Origin of the sequence: Nitrosomonas sp., assembly GCF_021731985.1 — a bacterium.
Classification (GTDB): Bacteria; Pseudomonadota; Gammaproteobacteria; order Burkholderiales; family Nitrosomonadaceae; genus Nitrosomonas.
This window is the reverse complement of record NZ_JAKFWH010000062.1, coordinates 103,674-121,599: the sequence shown is the minus strand read 5'-3', so window position 1 is coordinate 121,599 and position 17,926 is coordinate 103,674. Positions and strand designations below refer to the sequence as shown.

Genomic DNA, 17,926 nt, shown 5'->3' with positions numbered 1-17,926 from the left:
TGAAAAGTTGGTGCGTAAATCCGCCGCCTCAGCTTCGCAATGAACCGCAATACGGGTTCACTGCGTTTTAATTAAAAGCGGACAATCTATTTGCTACTAAACCGGACATTTCTATTTGTTGCTAACAGAGGGATTGCCAGATTTGTACACGTTGGCCACTTTTGCCCAACCCTCGAAAATGTAAAATTTGAGCGTATAGGAAAAATAAACACTCTTTTTTGCTAAAGTTCATTATACGCAAACCGGATGTTTAGGCAAATATGCTGCTGAACGATCAAAAAAGCATCTGATTTTGCTTAGAGGTGCAATAAAAATCCTAGCAATTAGAAGCATTTTCCCCTTTCATGTGAAAGGCGCCCAAGCAGTATGGTCAGTTCAATCAAGAAGAGATCTGAGAAAGAACGGCTGGAATCGGCTGGGATCGAAAAGACCCTGGACCTTCGCAGGTGATCGTGGTGGCGCCCGGGCAGTCAAGCCGAGATGGTTTGGAATTTTAGTGATTGCGGTTCTCTCCAGGATGGCGGCGATGATTTTCATATTCCCGCCACAATGCGGGCAGTGCTCAATGTCGATCTCGAACACCCGCTTGAGCAAACGCGCCCAACTGATACGCATGGTAGCCTGGGAAGGTGGCACAGCATCATTCGCATTTGATGCATGACTTTTGTTTTTCTTGCTACCAGGAATAATCTCAGAGCGCAGTTTGGCGTTCGGCGCAAGCACGCCATGAAAAGAGGTTAGCAGGTATTTTGCGAAGCGAAAACTCGCAAAACGAATAAGATTGAGCCTTGGCCGGGGAACTAAAGCAGCAAGCCATTGCGTGAATTCCAGTGGCGATAGGACGATGTAGGGCATGCCAGGCGTTCATCTAGAATCGCCGGGCGGGTGATATAGCGGCACAAACGTTCCAGCTTGCCCCGTTGATTTATGGCGCAACGTATTCCGGCATGCAGACTGAAACTTGACCATTACAACTCGCAAGGTAGCGTTGTTGCATTTCTCAAACTGCCCCACCCAGTGAAAAGCTTCGTGAGAGCGTCCTTGAGCCATGAAGTACTTCTTGAGAAAACTGAGAAGAACAGGAATCTCAGCTGCTTTTCTGAATCAAGTTCAGCAATTCCTGGGCGTTGATCTTGCCGCTGATTTCGCCGCCTTCCAGGACGCTGTCGGCCAAATCGCGCTTGTGCCTGTGCAGCGAGACGATTTGTTCCTCGATGGTGTTTTTCGTTACCAGCCGGTACACGGTGACAGGGCGTTGCTGGCCAATGCGGTGGGCGCGGTCGGAGGCTTGATCTTCGACCGCCGGGTTCCACCAGGGGTCCATGTGAATGACATAATCCGCTGCCGTTAAGTTCAGGCCAACACCGCCGGCTTTTAGGCTGATGAGAAAGACATCACCCTGTCCGGCTTGAAATGCATCCACCCGCTTCTTGCGTTCCGCCGGTGGAGTTTGGCCATCCAAGTATTGATAGGCGATACCTTTTCCGTCCAGATAACTGCGAATAAGGCTGAGGTGGTCGACGAACTGGCTGAATACCAAAGTTTTGTGACGATTGTCCAGAAGCTCATGCAAAACTTCGCCGAACAACGCCAGCTTGCTGCTGGCAAGGCCCAGATCCGGCGCGACCAGTTGCACATTGCAGCAGGCTCTGCGCAGTTTAGTGATCGCGGCCAATACCTTGAAACGTTTATTTTCCTCAGGTCCCTGAGTCTCGTTCAGCTCGTTCAACAACTTGCGGCGCAAGGCCTCGTAGAATACGGCTTCCTGCTCGCTCAGTTCCACTTGCAGCTCGATGTCGGTGCGCGGCGGCAGTTCGTCCAGAACTTGGGACTTAATTCGTCGCAGAATGAAAGGCTGGATCATACGTTTTAGCCGCTGGCGCGCCTCACGGTCCTGATTGCGCTCAATGGGCCCAGCAAAGCGGCGGTTGAAGCTTTCCAGAGAACCAAGCAGGCCGGGATTGATGAATCGGAATAGATTCCAAAGCTCGCCCAGATGGTTTTCTACCGGCGTGCCGGTGGTGATGATCTTGAACCGGCCTTGCAGGGCCATGGCCTGCTGTGAACGCTTGGTCGCCGGGTTCTTGATGAGTTGGGCTTCGTCCAGCACAATAGTTTGCCAGGTCGGTACGGCCAGAAACTTGCCGGCAGATTCCTGCTGCAATAAGGCATAACTGCAAATTAAAAGATCCATCGGACGTAAACCCTCGATCAGGGCTTGCCGATCACCCCCGCCCAGGATATGAACGTTGAGAGTCGGCGCGAAACGTTGGATCTCGCTCTGCCAGTTCATGCAAACCGAGGTCGGCGCAACCACCAGGGTTGGTCCCTCACCGGCCCGGCTCAGGATCACGGCCAAGGCTTGCAGGGTCTTCCCCAAACCCATGTCATCGGCAAGACAAGCCCCCACGCCCCAGGCGGACAGCCTGAACAGCCATTCGAAACCGGCGCGCTGGTAATCTCGCAATTCCGCCTGCAAAGTAGACGGGAGCTTCGGCTGGACTTGTTCTGCCCGGCGCAATCGCTCCAATTGCGCCCGCCAAGCGGAATCGCCTTGGAACTCGCCCACTTCTTCGGCAATGTCATCCATGACCGGCAACGCCAACGCATGGAGACGCTGATCCTTACCGTGTTTTTCTGAATAAGCACGCAAATCATCCAGACGCTTCTTGAACGCTTCAGTCAGGGCCAGGAAGCGGCCTTCATCGAGGCGGATGAATTTGCTTCGGGTACCTTCCGTTAATTCCAGCAGGCGCTGCATGTTCAACACCTGACCATCGTCCAGTTTGAGCTCGCCGCTGACGCTGAACCAGTCACGCTGCTGCTTGATCTTGATGCTAAACTGATTCAATCCGGCCTGTCCCAACAGCTTGAGTTTCTCGCCTTGCGGCCATTCAATCTGGACCTTGTCACCCGCTTCCTGCAGCTCCAGCAAAAACTCAAGGCTATTTTCGGCATCAACTAACAACCATTGAAAAGCTATCACTTCTTGCGCTTGACTGCCGAGACTGGGGCAAAGGGCGATGAGTTCGTTTGCCAGTTTCCGCTCAAGCATGAGATCACGCTGGGTTTGCAGGCGTTTACCGCCGATTTCCGCGATCAGGCTGGCGCCGCCGGAACCAGGGGCATAATAAGAGCCCTGGTCTCCAAAGGGACGGGTCAGGATGGCGGTGCGCAGTCCTTCGCCTTCGGGAATCATTTGTACATGGGGATGCGCATTCGCCTCAACTATTTCGGCGGCGGCAAGTTCCCCGCCGCCGATGTCTGAATGAATAGTCACCAGGGCAGATACCGAGCTTAGGCTGGCCAGAATGCGCTCCTGAGCAGAAACCGGAACCATGATTCCCTTGCCAATAATTTGCGCGAGGCGATGGTGCTCCGGCTTAAGTTCGACGATCTTGATGCGTGTCAGCCCATCTTCGGCTAGCACTATACTTTCCTCTTCATCGCACAGCGGCCAGAATTCTATTTTTACCTGCTTGCCATTGCCCTTTTTATTGACTCGTAGTTCCGGCTCAGCGGCGACCATTTCCACGGCGACGCCGCTGTCCTTCCAGGACACGGTAGATGCACCCGCCAGTGCCAGCCAACCGCGGCTGGACAAGGAGTAGCCGTTAGTGAAGCGGTCTGGAGCGATATGCGCGGCTACGCGGCGATCCTGCGCGGAAAAATAGGACGCCGATTCCGCCATCTCGGAAATCTTCTTCATCGAAAGTGGCTTACCTTTACTCCAGCCACCACTGGCATTGCGTTTCTGTTCTCGCGCCTCCAATGCAAAGCCCAGATAGGCGCGTTCGCGTGACAGCAACCAAGCCAGACGATATTCGGCTGTTTCGTCCTTACCTGCAGCCGCACCGCGCACCACGGTATTCTTGATGGCGTTCAGAGCACGCTCCCAAGGCTCCTGGTACTGGCTACGCCTGACCAGAAGCTTGGTATCTTCGGCACGCTCGAAAGCATCGGCCGTTCTTCTCATGTCAGTCTGCTTCGGGGCGATCCGCGCGATTAGCGCCGCCAGCTCTGCCGCCAGCCAACCATATCCGCAATCGGCAGCCTGTTGCTGATAAGCTTTTGCCTGCGACAGATAGTGGACTAATTGTGTAGCCGATTCATATTGATGGAGCAGCCACAAGGCGATCCAGAAATTCCAAGGATTCATGAGGCCGGTTCGAGAGACCTGCGCCAGAAGCGTATTCAATTGTGCTAGAGCACCGGATTGATTCCGTTCCAGCGCTGGAACGAACCCCAACAGATGGAAAACGGAGCCAAAAGGATGATCTTCTGGAATCATCTCCAGAAGCTTCTGGGCCTCCTCCATATCGCCTGTTTGGTTGCGCTGAAGCAGGCCCAACACAAAGAAAAATCCCACAACACCCGGAAAGAAAACCTTACGCCTGCCTTGCCCCTTGCGTAATAAGCTCAATCCTTCCCGATAATACTGCAGGGCATTGTCCTGGTCCCCTTTCAGCAGAAAAAGTAATCCCCAGCAGGCACGCTCCCGGTAGTCGGCCTGGCAACGGGACAGTGCGGCCTGTGCCGCTTGCATCTCACCTCTTAAAATCGAGATCAGCGCCATGCAAAATTGCCAATCCTCGGGGGCAGTTGACCCCTCACACGCTTCGCGTAGCAAATCGAAAGCCTCAGCATCTAAGCTCCAGCTCCCTACCTGCTGCAACAGGATTAACGGCAGGGCCGGTTCTCTAATTTTTGCAGGCAAGCGCACGAACCATTCACGCTCAAAAGGATTGTCGCACACCATCGCATAAATCGGCGCGGGTTCGGGCCAGCGTTGCGGTAAGCCATTCCAGTAGGAATACTTCAGCCGTTCCAGCATTGCGAATAAATGCTCAATGTAGAGCTCGTCCGCCCGGTAAATACCAATGCGCACTTCCCGAATCAGTTCGTCATCGCTGCGAAACTGAAAGTCGTCCTTGGCAGTTTTCTGATAGCCTGCTTGCAAAGGCGCAGCGAGACGCACCAGTTCAACATAGCGTTCGAAAGTTCCGTTCACGACAAGTTCGCGCGTCACCGATTCGACGATGAGCCTGTTACACCTTAGACCGTGACTACTCCACAATGATCTATTGACTTCGATCAGGCCGCTGCGCTGCAGCAACTCCAGATTGATTTTGGCTGCTTCATCAGCGCCCAGAATCTTGCGAAATGGTGTTGTGATCTGCGATTTGCTGAGTCCACTCCAAGCTACTGCCAATAAATTGACTGCGGCCTGCTCCGCCGGAATACATTGCTGATAACGTTCAAGCAGTTGACGGCGTTTTTCCTTGATCGAAACGGACATGGACTGATCTCTAACAACTATGTACAGTATGGTTTTGGCATAATAAACAACCCCGTGGCAAGACTATGGGGAATCGCAAGTTGATCCAGCCATTAAAAGATTTAATACGAATGCTTAATCCCGGTCTTTCTAAGCTTGAGAAACACACTATTTAATGGCTGATTCAATAATTAATGTGTCTTCCTTGCACCGATCAAATGCAGTGAATCTTCTTTACTTTGATTGAGCAGATGCCATTTTCTGATCAAAGCCATCATAACCGATACAAATAATCCAAAAGCGACGATAACCGTATAGATATGCACTTCCAGCAATATCAGCACGGCATACAATGACAACATCGTCAGAATACTTAAATTCTCATTAAAATTCTGTACTGCGATGGAATGTCCGGCCCCCATCAAGATATGTCCGCGGTGTTGTAATAAAGCATTCATTGGCACAACGAAGAATCCGGCTAATCCGCCAATCAACATCAGCAATACAATTGCGATCCACAAATCTTTTACTAGAATCATAGCCATCACAACAATACCCATTGCAATACCCAGTGGAATCACTTTTACTGAATGCCTCAATGAAATCCATCGAGCCGCCATAATTGCGCCAACAGCTATTCCCACAGCAACCACACCCTGAAGTTGCGCGGCTTGGTTGAGGGGGTAGTCCAGCGCCACTTCCGCCCATTTCAATACTATGAACTGTAGCGTTGCACCCGCTCCCCAGAACAACGTTGTCACTGCAAGCGATATTTGCCCAAGTTTGTCCGTCCACAGCAGTTTTATACAATGAGCAAACTCATGAATCAGATAAAATGGATTCTTTTTCGGAATACGGTGATCAACGCCTGTATTTGGAATGTACAGATTAAATAACGCTGCAATGGCATAAATTATGGCTATCAAAAGAATACTGCTTTCTAGTGCACTATCAATGCCTGTTTCAATAACAGGAAAATCGAATTCCATTAATACATTTGCAACAGCCGGCGTAATCAGAATACCGCCCATTACTGTACCTAATACGATGGATGCCACCGTCAATCCTTCAATCCATCCATTCGCGATCACCAGTTTTTCCGGCGGCAATAATTCCGTCAATATGCCATATTTTGCAGGTGAATAAGCTGCTGCGCCTAGACCTACAACCGCATAGGCAGCCATAGCGAAATATTGGTGCGCAGCGATAAATAATAAACCGCAACCTATGATTTTAATAGTATTGCTAATAAACATGACGCGTCCTTTTGGCATAGCATCTGCAAATGCACCGACAAAAGGAGCAAGAATGACGTAGAACAACACAAAGACAAACTTCAGCATAGGCGTTAAATAGGCGGGCGCATGTAAGTCAATCAATAATGCAATCGCTACAACCAGCAATGCATTATCTGCCAATGAAGAGAAAAATTGCGCTGCCATAATGGTGTAAAATCCGCGTTCCAATCTATTTCCTTGTAAGTTTATATTTCTAATACATCCATTTACTAAGTTATTCTTTTTTGAACTTCATGGGAAAAATCACTGATTGTTATTTCCATTAATCAATAACTCAATCGAGAACGCGAGATTAGCATATCATGTTGGCTAGATAATTAAACTATCGCTACATGAAAATTGGATCATCACACCGAATATAGATTATTATAAAAAATCTGCGAATCATACTCGTATCTGCTTACTCTAAACATAAATTAATGCCACGCCCTACCCAAGCTTTTATAGATCTTTCTGCTTTAGCACATAACCTGACTATAGTACGACAACATGCTCCATACGCGCGGATCATGGCAGTTCTTAAGGCAAATGCCTATGGTCATGGGTTACTCCACACTGCCAGTGCTCTAAAAGATGTTGATGGATTTGCACTCCTGGAATTGGATGCCGCGATATGTTTACGTGACGCCGGTTATCGACAGCCTATCCTACTTCTGGAGGGCTTCTTCTCTACAGAAGAATTAGCACTATTTGAACAGTACCAACTCAGTGCCGTTATTCACCATACTGAGCAAATTGCTATGTTGTCAGATTCCAAACATCACAAGCTGGATCTATTCATAAAAATCAATACTGGCATGAATCGTTTGGGATTAGCGCTTGAACAATTTCCACAGACAATCAAGAAGCTGACCGGGAATCAACATGCGAATCGAATCACATTGATGACACATTTTGCCTGCGCTGATGATCCTGCGGAGGAAGAAAATGTGATGCAGCAGTTGGAATGCTTCGAGACAGTTACTAAAGGGTGCAGTTATCCGCGTTCGCTCGCAAACTCAGCAGCGATCATTCGCTACCCTGAAATCCATTCCGACTGGGTGCGCCCCGGTATCATGCTGTACGGTGCTTCGCCATTTCCGGACAAAACGGCATTAGAGCTTAATCTGCAACCAGCTATGACACTGTCAAGTAGAATTATTGCGGTACATGAATTAAAAACCGGGGATAGAGTCGGTTATCACGGTCTTTTCCAGGCTGATTATCCGATGCGCATCGGTATCGTTGCATGCGGCTATGCAGATGGGTATCCACGTCACGCGCCGACAAATACACCCGTGTTGGTAAATAATCAACGTAGCCGATTATTGGGTCGAGTATCGATGGACATGCTCGCCGTAGACTTGACGGGTATTGAAAATGCAGGGCTAAATAGCCCGGTTATTCTCTGGGGCGAGGAAATATCTGTTGATGAAGTAGCTCAAAACGCTGAAACAACCAGCTATGAGCTACTGTGTGCATTAGCACCACGAGTAGAAAGGATTGTTTCATTATAAAACAAAACTCTACAATCCGATCTAATCGAGTAGTAACGCAAAATGATAGAGTAGTTTTATTCTACTTTTGCTTTACTGCGTAAATCTTGCACAACCGTCGCGAATTCACGTTGTAATACCCGTTGCTGTATATTCTGTTTTACTTCCTCAAACGCGGGGACTTCCATTGCCCGTATATCCATTAATTGGATTACATGCCAGCCGAAAGAAGTCTGCACAGGTTGTTCTGTCAATCCACCTTTCGACAATTTCACCAGTGCTTCAGAAAAAGGTCTAACATAAGCTGCTGGTGGGCTCCAGTTAAGTTCACCGCCATTTTCCTTACTACCATCATCTATAGATTTTTCCTCAGCGATTTTAGCAAAATTAGCACCTTTCTTGAGACTAGCAATAATATCCCGGGCTACACTTTCGCTTTCCACTAGAATATGTCGCGCTTTATATTCTTTATCACCCATCTGCACTTTCAGAACTTCATATTCTTTACGTAAAGTATCATCATTAACTGCATTACTCTTTATGTAGTCCGCTTGGAATGCTCTGACTAAGACTGCTTGGCGAGATAATTCAAGTTGCGCGATCACTTCTGGATCCTTATCCAGTTTCTTTTTGGTCGCCTCTTGCGCGAGAATCTCTTCTGCAATTAGATTTTCACGCAAAGCCTTTCTCATTTCCGGACCATCTGGCTGGCCCTGCGCAACATTCGCTTTCACCATCAATTCCAGGCGCGATTGCGGGATCGCCACACCATTCACTTTAGCCACAACGCCTGTCGACTGAGCTTGAGCTGATAGGGCAGCCAAGCTCAGAATACTAACTACCATTACTTGTGAAAATTTCGTCAAACGCATGGAATTTCCTTTTTTGAGATTTGAATAAAATTTATATTCGCCAGAATATATTGCCGAAAGAAAGTATACGCCTTAACTGAATAGACGTGAATCTTTACATACCACCATTTACATTGAAACAACTTGAAACTATTGAGAGAAGTACAATTACAATCGTCCTATGCAGGCAATACCTTTTTAAAAGGTTTAACGGTCACTTTCCGATAAACGCCTGAGCTAACATAAGGATCTGCATCCGCCCAAGCCTGTGCTGCCTCCAGGGATTCAAACTCTGCCACAATCAGACTGCCTGAGAAACCTGCCGATCCCGGGTCTTGGCTATCGATAGACGGATAGGGACCTGCTAGAATTAAACGACCCACCTCTTGTAATACTTGAATTCTCTTTAAGTGCTCTGGACGGGCTGCCATTCTTTTTTCCAGGCTATTCGGTATATCCTCACCATTTATAACGTACAGCATCATCTCTCTTTACTCGCTTTATTTTCTATTTTTTCCAGGTTATCTTGCTCATTGACAGTTACATTTTCCACTACTGCTGGCGGCATATCCTTCAGATATTTCCCGAGCATCATCATTTGCACTATTATAAAAGCAAGCATTAATCCTGTAGCACCAAATAATTTGAATGTAACCCATGTATCTACCGAATAACTGAATGCGACATAAAGATTGATACAGCCCATTGTTAGAAAGAAACCGCTCCAACTCAGATTGAGTCTATTCCAAACAAACGATGGCACAACAATCTGTTTTTCTAGCATTGTCTGAATTAAGTTTTTTCTGAAAATTAGATTCGATAACAGCAAAACAGTTGCAATGAGCCAATACAGTACTGTCGGTTTCCATTTAATAAATGTTTCATCTTGGGATATTAATGTAGCGCCACCAAAAACTACGATAATAGCCAGATTTATCCACATCATTTTATCCACTTGACGACGGCGGAACCAAAGCCAGCCAATCTGCACAATAGCCGCTACTATAGCAACAGCGGTTGCAACAAAAATATCATACAGCTTAAAAGCCAAGAAAAATAAAATAACCGGGAAAAGATCAAATAAAAATTTCATCATTACAAATGCTCAGTATTTATACTAATAGCCAACTAAGAAATTGATTTTTTACATTAATACTGGAGGTAACTGGGCTATAAGGTTATTTTTTTCCTTAGTCGCTGCGCCCAATAAAGCATAGCCTAATAAGTTGCCGTCATCATCCTGATAAAGAGCTTTTACACCATCTATATCAGCATCAACATGCCACTCACCCTTGATACTAAAATCTGGTAGCGAAACCACTGTTGGACATGCCGGTGTTTTTACGATTACTGGCATCGCCGGGTAGAGAACCGGGGTTGGATTACCTGAGAGTGTTGCCGCTAAAGCCCGAGCTGCGTGCGTAATCGGCATCACAAAAGGTAATACTTTTCCTTCAACTTCCGCACAATCACCCAAAGCATAAATATTATTAAACTGAGTTTGTAGCAAGCGATTAACCAGAATACCCCGATTAACCGGAATACCCGCTGCGGTAGCAAGTTGAGTACGCGGACGCAATCCTACAGCTGACAACACAATATCGGTTTCGATCGAGGCACCGTTAGCAAACGTTACGCATAAATAATCTTGCACTTGATCAACCGACTGCGTGGTTGTATTTAAATGAAAAACCACACCCGATGCTTCCAGCCTCTGCTGTATAAAAGCACCGCCCGCAGACGGCAAAAGACGGCCCAGCGGCTGAGCGCTAATATCTATCACATCAACATGGTAACCAGTAGCTGCCAGATCATTGGCAAATTCACAACCTATCAAACCTGCACCAATAATGCTGACTCTTTTTTTCCCAGCCAGTGCATCACGAAACTTTTTATAATCATCGAGATCGTTGACAGTTAGTATTTTTGCCACACCATATCCCGATAATGGCAAACTCACTTGATCAGCACCTAATGCCAGAACCAGTTGATCATAGAATATCTTCTCACCACCAGCTAATATCACTGCACGCTCATGTTGATCAATAGCAGTCACACGGCAATGCGGGCGGATGGTAATTTTTAGTTGTGATGCCATCTGAACAGCATCGCTATTCAGAATAGATTCAGGGGTCTTACCGGATGATAAAGCATTTGACAACATGGGCTTGGAATAAAATCCGCCATGATCGGCAGATACCATAACAATAGGAATCTCGGTATTCAGTTTGCGTAGCTCACGCGCCACCGCATAACCGGCCAATCCACTTCCTACAATAACCACCGGATTTACCATTAGATCTCCACCATTTCAAAATCAGTTTTACTCACTCCGCACTCAGGACAGATCCAATCTTCCAGAATATCTCCCCATCATGTACCTTGCTTTAATACCGTGCTCTGGATCACCAGTTAATCCAGCCTAGACAAATCCGCATATATTACACTGGAATCTTTTCATCTATTCTCACTTTCTTTATCTGAATTGATAAAAAAATATGCACACTGATTTAGGAAAAATTTTCCATCAATCAATGTGCTTTATTTAATCGGCTAATAACAATTCCTACAATAAGGAAATGCTATGTCAGTTACTTCAAAAGTTAACAATAGTTGAAGACCAAAATAAACTTCCGTATTTTTTATTTAGCCTCACTACTGTTGTTCACTAAGCTAGTACGTCTTTGTAAATAGGCGTCACGCGTGAATTCGTACTTATCCAATGCAGCCTCTTCAAGAGTTTTATCGTCATCAAGAAACTGGGCCCGCGCATTGATCGTCCTTACAGTAGCAACCGGCAAACGTAGAGCCACCGCATTAATATAATCAACATCTTTCATAAAAACCCCTGTTACCCCTTGTGTAACCGGATCCATAAAGAAACTATCAACTGCGAGTCCAAACGTATCACGCGCGGAACTTGGTCCCAACAAAGGCAATACGATGTAGGGTCCACTGCCGATACCATAGTGTCCCAGTGTCTGACCAAAATCTTCATTTCGCTTATTCAGATTAATATCGCTTGCTGCACTGATATCACTGGCAATATCGATCAAGCCAAATATACCAAAAGTGGTATTAATCAATAATCGTGTACTGCTGGCAAGTGCGCTCTTGTAATTCAATTGAAGAACAGAGTTAGTTATCACCACCACATCGTTTAGATTAGAGAAAAAATTTCCAACCACCAATTCGATAGGATCGGGAGTAACCTTCTTATAACCTCTGGCAACCGGATCAAAAACATTGTCATACACCATTTCATTAAAATTAAAAACGGCGCGATTCATGGGTTCCAGAGGATCATAAGGGCCACTCTGGTTATTCGTTTTCGTTGAAGCACAACCGGTTAATAATAAACCTAATACCAGACAAGCAATAGCTTTGAAACGGATAATATTAATCATGTTCTTATTTATTCTAGTAAAAATTCAATGGATCTTGCCACATTTATAAAAATGGTTCAATACGCGCCATCACAAAGTGTCATTTGTTTAGAGCAGCTATAAATGATACTACACGCAAAAATTAAAAAGCCTTTAACAAATCAAATATCAAGTCTTGAATATACGACAAATACTCTTACTACTTTATAAGATTATTCAGCCAGCAACATCGCCATGAAGTTCTTTCCGTTCAGATTGCTTCCATCCCATTATGGCGCAGCAACGCATCTAACTCTGGCTCACGCCCCCGAAATGCGATAAACGACTCCAGTGCCGAACGACTCCCTCCGACTGCAAGAATTTCTTCAAGAAAATGCGAACCGGTCGCTGCATTGACAACACCATCGAAAGCGGTTTCTTCAAACATACTATAAGCATCTGCTGACAATACTTCTGCCCACTTATAACTGTAATAGCCTGCCGCATAGCCTCCCGCAAAAATATGCGCAAAACTATTTGGGAAACGATTAAAGTCGGGTGGAATAATTACAGCAACATCTCTGCGAATATCATTCAGTAACTGTAACACAGTCTTGCCACCATTTGGCTTAAAATCAAAATGCACATGCATATCAAAAAGCGCGAACTCAATCTGCCGTAGCATCTGCAACCCACTCTGAAAATTCTTGGCTCTCAGCATTTTATCAAATAAGGTTCTGGGTAGCGACTCGCCTGTATCAATATGTTGCGTCATTCCAATCAGCACATCCCATTCCCAGCAAAAATTCTCCATAAACTGGCTGGGCAGCTCTACTGCATCCCACTCAACACCATTAATGCCTGACACACCTAAGTCTTCAACTTGTGTCAGCAAATGATGCAAGCCATGACCAAATTCATGAAATAACACAATCACTTCATTATGCGTAAATAAAGCTGGGCGGTTCTGTTGATTAATAGTTACAGGTGCTGAGAAATTACAAGTGAGGTATGCAACAGGTATCTGTATGACATGATTTCCTGTTTGCTGATTTTCAATTCGCCGACGTGTAACGGCATCGTCCATCCAAGCACCACCCCGTTTAGTAGGGCGCGCATAGAGATCCAAATAAAATTGGCCAATTAATTGTCCATTGGCATCATGTATATCAAAAAACTTTACATCTGGGTCCCAGCACTGAATATTGCATGAAGCCGCCGCGGAAACGATACGAATGCCATATAGCTTTTCCACCAGCTTAAACATCCCGGCCAGCACTTTATCCTCTGGGAAATATTGTTTGATTTCTTGATCAGAAAAAGCATAGCGTTCTTCACGCAATTTTTCACTGACATAAGCTAAATCCCAAGCTTCAAGTTCTGCCTGATCGAGTTTCTCAGCTGCAAATTGCCGGAGCGCTTGTAGATCCCGCTCAGCGTATGGTTTTGCCTTAGCCGCTAACTTTCTTAGAAAATCCAAAACCTGCTGCGAGGAAGTCGCCATTTTTGTTGCCAATGAAACTTCAGCATAATTCTGATAGCCCAGCATCTGTGCCGCTTCTTGGCGCAGCGCCAATATCTTGTTAATGAGTGGCATATTATCCTTATTCGTCCCAGTCTGATCGTCAAACTCACTGGCACGCGTGGCATACGCACGGTACATCTTTTCGCGGAAATCGCGATTGTCGGCATATTGCAGCACCGGAAGATACGATGGCATATGCAGGGTAAATTTCCAGCCGACTTTGGAATCTGCTGCAGCCAATTCCTTGGCTGTCTGTAAGACATCAGCTGGAATACCCGCTACGGTTTCTGCATCCTCAATGAATAATGAATAAGCATTCGTGGCATCCAACAAATTATCATTGAATTTTGAAGATAAGCTCGAGAGTTCTTCTTGGATTTGCAAGAATCGCTGTTTTTTATCAGATGGCAATTCCGCACCACCTAAACGAAAATCTCTCAATTCATTTTCTATAATTTTTTTTCGCGTTGGAGTCAGTTGATCGAATTCCACGCTTCCACGTAACTGCTTAAATTTCTCAAATAACAGCAAATCTTGAGATAATTCGGCATAAAACTGAGTAATCAACGGAAGATTCTCATTATAGATTTCCCGTAGCTGCGGACTGTTCATCACCGCATTTAAATGCGACACCTGCCCCCAAGCACGTGACAATCGTTCATTCGCATCTACCATGGGTTGTACAAAATTTTGCCAAGTAGGTGGCTGATTATCTCCACGCACTTTTTCAACTACCACACGATTCTCTTTCAGCAACACATCGATGGCTGGCGTAATATGCTCATCCTTTATTTCTGCAAAACGCGGCAGTCCAGAAAAATCAAGTAATGGGTTTGACATGTTGCTCCAATTAATCAGTTAAAAACAAATTTCGTTGTGTTATTTCTATAGATAAACAAGATATTGCCGCGTTCAACGTTCATAAACAATATGACCATTTACCAAGGTATATTTAACGCCACCCGGTAACTCCATGCCCATAAAAGGCGTGTTTTTCCCTTGACTTAAAATGGCTGATGCTGTTACTTTCCAATAATAGTCCGGATCAAAAATACAGATATCCGCAGCACTCCCGACAGATAGATGCCCCGCATCAATTCCCAGTATTTCTGCCGGATCGGATGTAATTTTTGCCAAAACTTTAAGTAAAGGCAAGCGCATTTCATTACCCCATTTTAAAGTTAATGGCAGCAATAATTCCACGCCTGTTGCACCAATCTCAGACTGACCAAACGGCAGCAATTTGGCATCCTCATCTACTGGCGCATGATCCGAACAAATCGCATCAATCGTACCGTCCAATAAACCATTGCGCAGCGCATTCCGATCACTCAAACCACGCAGTGGCGGCATCAGATGACAATTCGAATCAAAAAAACCAATATCCATATCAGATAAATGCAGATGATTAATCGTCACATCACAAGTCATTGGCAAACCCTGCTGCTTAGCGGCGCGAACCATTGTTAACCCTTCCGCACTGGAAATCCGGCACAAATGCACTCTGACCCCTGTTTCTTTGGCCAACAAAATAATATTAGATATGGCTATTGTCTCCGCACACACAGGCACTGTGGGCAGACCCAGCCGTGTTGCCACCTCGCCATCATGTGCAACACCGTCATTGGTCAAGCTAATTTCTTGTGGACGTAGCCACACGCTAAAGCTGAAGGTAGAGGCATACCGCATCGCCTGCATGAGCACCCGCAAATTAGGTAACAAGCCATCCGGCTGGCCAAAAACAACACATCCCGCGTCGTTTAATTCGGCCATTTCGGTCAAACGTTCACCGCGTAATCCTTGGGTGAGCGCACCGATGGGGTAAACATGCGCCTGATTAAGATTCTTGGCACGATGTTTCAGCATTTCTACCAGACCCGGTTCATCTAACGGAGGGTCCGTATCCGGCGGGCAGGCAAAACTTGTTACCCCTCCAGCAACCGCCGCCTCCATTTCGGATTCAAGCGTCGCTTTATACTCCAGTCCAGGCTCACGCAAGCGTACGGATAAATCAACCAAACCCGGGCACACGATTAACGAGTTAGCATCAATAACACGACTGGGCTGAAATTCATTAGGAGCCGCACCTATTGCAATGATTTTACCTTTCGCAATAAAAATATCCTGAACAGAATCAATGCCCTGCTTTGAGTCAATCAGCCGTCCATTTTTAATATGAATTTTCATAATGACAGCCTTTAGACCTGATTGCCTGCCAGAATTGACATCACAGCCATCCGCACCGCTATACCGAATGTAACTTGAGGCAATATGACCGACTGTTTACCATCCGCGACCGCAGAGTCAATCTCTACACCACGATTCATCGGACCAGGATGCATAACGATCGCGTCACGCCGGGCGAGAGATAATTTCTCTGGAGTAAGGCCATAGTATTTAAAAAATTCCTCCGGGCTGGGTAAGTTCGCGCCTTTCATACGTTCATTTTGCAAACGCAGCATCATCACCACATCAACATCTTTCAGTCCCTTCGCCATATCGTGATAAACGTGCACACCCAGGCGTTCCACCATTCTTGGCAACAAAGTTTTAGGCGCAATCACGCGTACTTCCGGCACACCCAGTGTAGTCAATGCATGAATCTGGGAGCGTGCTACTCTGGAGTGCAGGATGTCGCCGACAATAGCCACACGCAAGTTATGAAAATCACGCTTATAGCGCCGGATTGTAAACATATCCAGCAAAGCTTGTGTCGGGTGTGCATGGCTCCCATCACCGGCATTAATCACATGAATATCAGACCGGACATGCTTAGCAATCAAATGAGCAGCGCCACTCTGGGCATGCCGCACAATAAACATATCCGCATTCATCGCGGAAAGATTGTTGACGGTATCCAGCAATGTTTCACCCTTGGATTGCGCAGAAACTGCAATATTGAGATTGATGACATCTGCCGACAAACGTTTGGCCGCAATTTCAAATGTCGTTCGTGTACGTGTACTGGGTTCAAAAAAAAGATTGAATATCGATTTTCCACGCAATAATGGGATTTTTTTGACATCACGTTCGGTGACACCCACAAATGATTCGGCGGTATCCAATATATGCAGCAAAATAGAAGCCGGCAATCCTTCCGTTGTCAGCAAATGCTGCAGCACACCATTTTCATCCAGTTGCGGATTCCTATTGATCATTCTGGAAGGCTCTTATCATACAAATTTAAACTTAACTTTCCGCTTTCTTCCCGTTTCAATTCCAGCATTTTATCAACTGGCAATTCAAGCGCTATGCCGGTATATTGCGCAGCAATCGGTAATTCCCTGCCACCCCGGTCAACCAAAGTGGCCAAACTAATTGAAGCAGGGCGGCCATAGTCAAATAACTCATTGATTGCCGCACGAATTGTTCTCCCGGTATACAGCACATCATCAACCAATATAATATGCGTTCCCGCCACTTCAAAAGGTATTTCTGATGGTTTAACCTGTGAATGTAAGCCGATTTTATCGAAATCATCGCGGTAAAAAGACACATCCAGTGTCCCTAGCGGCTGCGTAATCCCTAGTTCCTGATGCAGGCGTTCAGCCAGCCATACTCCACCTGTGTGAATACCCACAAGCGCAAAATCCTTACCGCCATCGGATCGTATTTTTTTTGCGAGACTTTTGAATAAAATCTCAGCGTCTGGTAATTGCATGCTGTTCGTCAAAAAATGATTGGAGTATTTGTTGTGCGGCAACTTGGTCCAGCACTGATTTTTGTTTTCTTCCGGCAATACCCGCTTCGCGTAACGCGGCACTAGCCGTTTGGCTAGTATAACGTTCATCTTGCAAGATGACTTTGATGCTAAAACGCCCCGCCAAACGTCGTGCAAAGCGTTGGCTTAGTTGTGTCAGCTCATGCGTCGTCCCATCACTACTCATGGGCAAGCCAACCACCAATAAAACCGGCTGCCAGGTTTCGATCAACTGAGCAATCATAGCAAATCGCCGTTCTGTCACTTCGCTATCAATCGTTATGAGGGGATTCGCAATACCCAGCGTATTATTGCCAATAGCCACGCCAATACGGCTCTTCCCAAAATCAAAAGCTAATACAACCCCCTGTGGAAGCTGCTCTAGTGACTGATACTCCGGCTGCACATCCAAGAAATTTTCTGTCATCCGCAAT

General features: G+C 46.1%; 16 protein-coding genes and 1 pseudogene. 1 reads left to right on the top strand and 16 read right to left on the bottom strand.

The annotated features are described in order from the left end of the window. Positions 1–375: 375 nt before the first annotated feature. The 5 genes from QZ942_RS09135 to lplT all read right to left on the bottom strand — a co-directional run bounded on the left by QZ942_RS09135 (position 376) and on the right by lplT (position 6,744). The gene (locus QZ942_RS09135) at positions 376–855 is read right to left on the bottom strand and encodes a hypothetical protein (RefSeq protein ID WP_292994858.1); all 480 of its coding nucleotides are present in this window, start codon (positions 853–855) and stop codon (positions 376–378) included. Beyond that, entirely contained in the window at positions 801–911 is a 111-nt protein-coding gene (locus QZ942_RS14090) for a hypothetical protein (protein WP_366836325.1), read from the bottom strand. Before QZ942_RS14090 ends, QZ942_RS09135 begins: the two co-directional genes overlap by 55 nt. Next, positions 865–1,050 (bottom strand): hypothetical protein, encoded by a 186-nt coding sequence (locus tag QZ942_RS09130; RefSeq protein WP_292994856.1) that lies wholly within the window; start codon positions 1,048–1,050, stop codon positions 865–867. The genes QZ942_RS14090 and QZ942_RS09130 overlap by 47 nt, the downstream gene beginning before the upstream one ends. A 37-nt stretch (positions 1,051–1,087) precedes the next feature. Then, positions 1,088–5,299 (bottom strand): DEAD/DEAH box helicase, encoded by a 4,212-nt coding sequence (locus QZ942_RS09125; RefSeq protein WP_292994854.1) that lies wholly within the window; start codon positions 5,297–5,299, stop codon positions 1,088–1,090. 170 nt (positions 5,300–5,469) lie between these two features. After that, positions 5,470–6,744 (bottom strand): lysophospholipid transporter LplT, encoded by a 1,275-nt coding sequence (lplT, locus tag QZ942_RS09120; protein ID WP_292994852.1) that lies wholly within the window; start codon positions 6,742–6,744, stop codon positions 5,470–5,472. A 251-nt stretch (positions 6,745–6,995) separates the two neighbouring features. Here lplT and alr point away from each other — a divergent pair, with 251 nt between their 5' ends. Beyond that, a complete protein-coding gene (alr, locus tag QZ942_RS09115; protein ID WP_292994850.1) occupies positions 6,996–8,072 on the top strand; it encodes an alanine racemase in 1,077 nt (358 codons plus the stop codon). Between the two features lie 56 nt (positions 8,073–8,128). On the opposite strand, the gene QZ942_RS09110 is transcribed toward alr, so the two are convergent. The 11 genes and pseudogenes from QZ942_RS09110 to ruvX form a co-directional block, all read right to left on the bottom strand. Next, positions 8,129–8,923: a peptidylprolyl isomerase gene (locus QZ942_RS09110; protein WP_292994848.1), complete on the bottom strand. Its 795-nt coding sequence runs from the start codon at positions 8,921–8,923 to the stop codon at positions 8,129–8,131. A gap of 158 nt (positions 8,924–9,081) precedes the next feature. Further along, complete coding sequence (locus QZ942_RS09105; RefSeq protein WP_292994866.1) at positions 9,082–9,384, bottom strand: YciI family protein; 303 nt, start codon at positions 9,382–9,384, stop codon at positions 9,082–9,084. Next, positions 9,384–9,995 carry a septation protein A gene (locus QZ942_RS09100; protein WP_292994864.1) on the bottom strand — a complete coding sequence of 204 codons (612 nt, stop codon included), beginning with the start codon at positions 9,993–9,995 and terminating at the stop codon, positions 9,384–9,386. The genes QZ942_RS09105 and QZ942_RS09100 overlap by 1 nt, the downstream gene beginning before the upstream one ends. A 51-nt stretch (positions 9,996–10,046) precedes the next feature. After that, a complete protein-coding gene (locus tag QZ942_RS09095) occupies positions 10,047–11,198 on the bottom strand; it encodes an FAD-dependent oxidoreductase (RefSeq protein WP_292994846.1) in 1,152 nt (383 codons plus the stop codon). Beyond that, a pseudogene (locus tag QZ942_RS09090) lies at positions 11,198–11,363 on the bottom strand (rubredoxin). The gene QZ942_RS09095 and the pseudogene QZ942_RS09090 overlap by 1 nt, the downstream one beginning before the upstream one ends. A gap of 181 nt (positions 11,364–11,544) precedes the next feature. After that, positions 11,545–12,309: a VacJ family lipoprotein gene (locus QZ942_RS09085; protein ID WP_292994844.1), complete on the bottom strand. Its 765-nt coding sequence runs from the start codon at positions 12,307–12,309 to the stop codon at positions 11,545–11,547. A gap of 229 nt (positions 12,310–12,538) precedes the next feature. Next, the gene (locus tag QZ942_RS09080; protein WP_292994842.1) at positions 12,539–14,632 is read right to left on the bottom strand and encodes a M3 family metallopeptidase; all 2,094 of its coding nucleotides are present in this window, start codon (positions 14,630–14,632) and stop codon (positions 12,539–12,541) included. Positions 14,633–14,704: 72 nt separating this feature from the next. Further along, the gene (locus tag QZ942_RS09075; protein WP_292994840.1) at positions 14,705–15,979 is read right to left on the bottom strand and encodes a dihydroorotase; all 1,275 of its coding nucleotides are present in this window, start codon (positions 15,977–15,979) and stop codon (positions 14,705–14,707) included. A gap of 11 nt (positions 15,980–15,990) precedes the next feature. Beyond that, positions 15,991–16,950 carry an aspartate carbamoyltransferase catalytic subunit gene (locus QZ942_RS09070; protein WP_292994838.1) on the bottom strand — a complete coding sequence of 320 codons (960 nt, stop codon included), beginning with the start codon at positions 16,948–16,950 and terminating at the stop codon, positions 15,991–15,993. Next, positions 16,947–17,453: a bifunctional pyr operon transcriptional regulator/uracil phosphoribosyltransferase PyrR gene (pyrR, locus tag QZ942_RS09065; protein ID WP_292994836.1), complete on the bottom strand. Its 507-nt coding sequence runs from the start codon at positions 17,451–17,453 to the stop codon at positions 16,947–16,949. The genes QZ942_RS09070 and pyrR overlap by 4 nt, the downstream gene beginning before the upstream one ends. Then, the gene (gene ruvX / locus QZ942_RS09060) at positions 17,434–17,919 is read right to left on the bottom strand and encodes a Holliday junction resolvase RuvX (protein ID WP_292994834.1); all 486 of its coding nucleotides are present in this window, start codon (positions 17,917–17,919) and stop codon (positions 17,434–17,436) included. Before ruvX ends, pyrR begins: the two co-directional genes overlap by 20 nt. Between the last annotated feature and the right edge of the window lie 7 nt (positions 17,920–17,926).

Bases quoted from the DNA above. Each gene is read 5' to 3' on its own strand.
- QZ942_RS09095 (WP_292994846.1), bottom strand. From the start codon at position 11,198: ATGGTAAATCCGGTGGTTATTGTAGGAAGTGGATTGGCCGGTTATGCG.
- QZ942_RS09105 (WP_292994866.1), bottom strand. From the start codon at position 9,384: ATGCTGTACGTTATAAATGGTGAGGATATACCGAATAGCCTGGAAAAA.
- QZ942_RS09125 (WP_292994854.1), bottom strand. From the start codon at position 5,299: ATGTCCGTTTCGATCAAGGAAAAACGCCGTCAACTGCTTGAACGTTAT.
- QZ942_RS09130 (WP_292994856.1), bottom strand. From the start codon at position 1,050: ATGGCTCAAGGACGCTCTCACGAAGCTTTTCACTGGGTGGGGCAGTTT.
- QZ942_RS09075 (WP_292994840.1), bottom strand. From the start codon at position 15,979: ATGAAAATTCATATTAAAAATGGACGGCTGATTGACTCAAAGCAGGGC.
- QZ942_RS09070 (WP_292994838.1), bottom strand. From the start codon at position 16,950: ATGATCAATAGGAATCCGCAACTGGATGAAAATGGTGTGCTGCAGCAT.
- pyrR (WP_292994836.1), bottom strand. From the start codon at position 17,453: ATGCAATTACCAGACGCTGAGATTTTATTCAAAAGTCTCGCAAAAAAA.
- QZ942_RS09100 (WP_292994864.1), bottom strand. From the start codon at position 9,995: ATGAAATTTTTATTTGATCTTTTCCCGGTTATTTTATTTTTCTTGGCT.
- QZ942_RS09110 (WP_292994848.1), bottom strand. From the start codon at position 8,923: ATGCGTTTGACGAAATTTTCACAAGTAATGGTAGTTAGTATTCTGAGC.
- QZ942_RS09080 (WP_292994842.1), bottom strand. From the start codon at position 14,632: ATGTCAAACCCATTACTTGATTTTTCTGGACTGCCGCGTTTTGCAGAA.
- QZ942_RS09135 (WP_292994858.1), bottom strand. From the start codon at position 855: ATGCCCTACATCGTCCTATCGCCACTGGAATTCACGCAATGGCTTGCT.
- alr (WP_292994850.1), top strand. From the start codon at position 6,996: ATGCCACGCCCTACCCAAGCTTTTATAGATCTTTCTGCTTTAGCACAT.
- QZ942_RS09085 (WP_292994844.1), bottom strand. From the start codon at position 12,309: ATGATTAATATTATCCGTTTCAAAGCTATTGCTTGTCTGGTATTAGGT.
- ruvX (WP_292994834.1), bottom strand. From the start codon at position 17,919: ATGACAGAAAATTTCTTGGATGTGCAGCCGGAGTATCAGTCACTAGAG.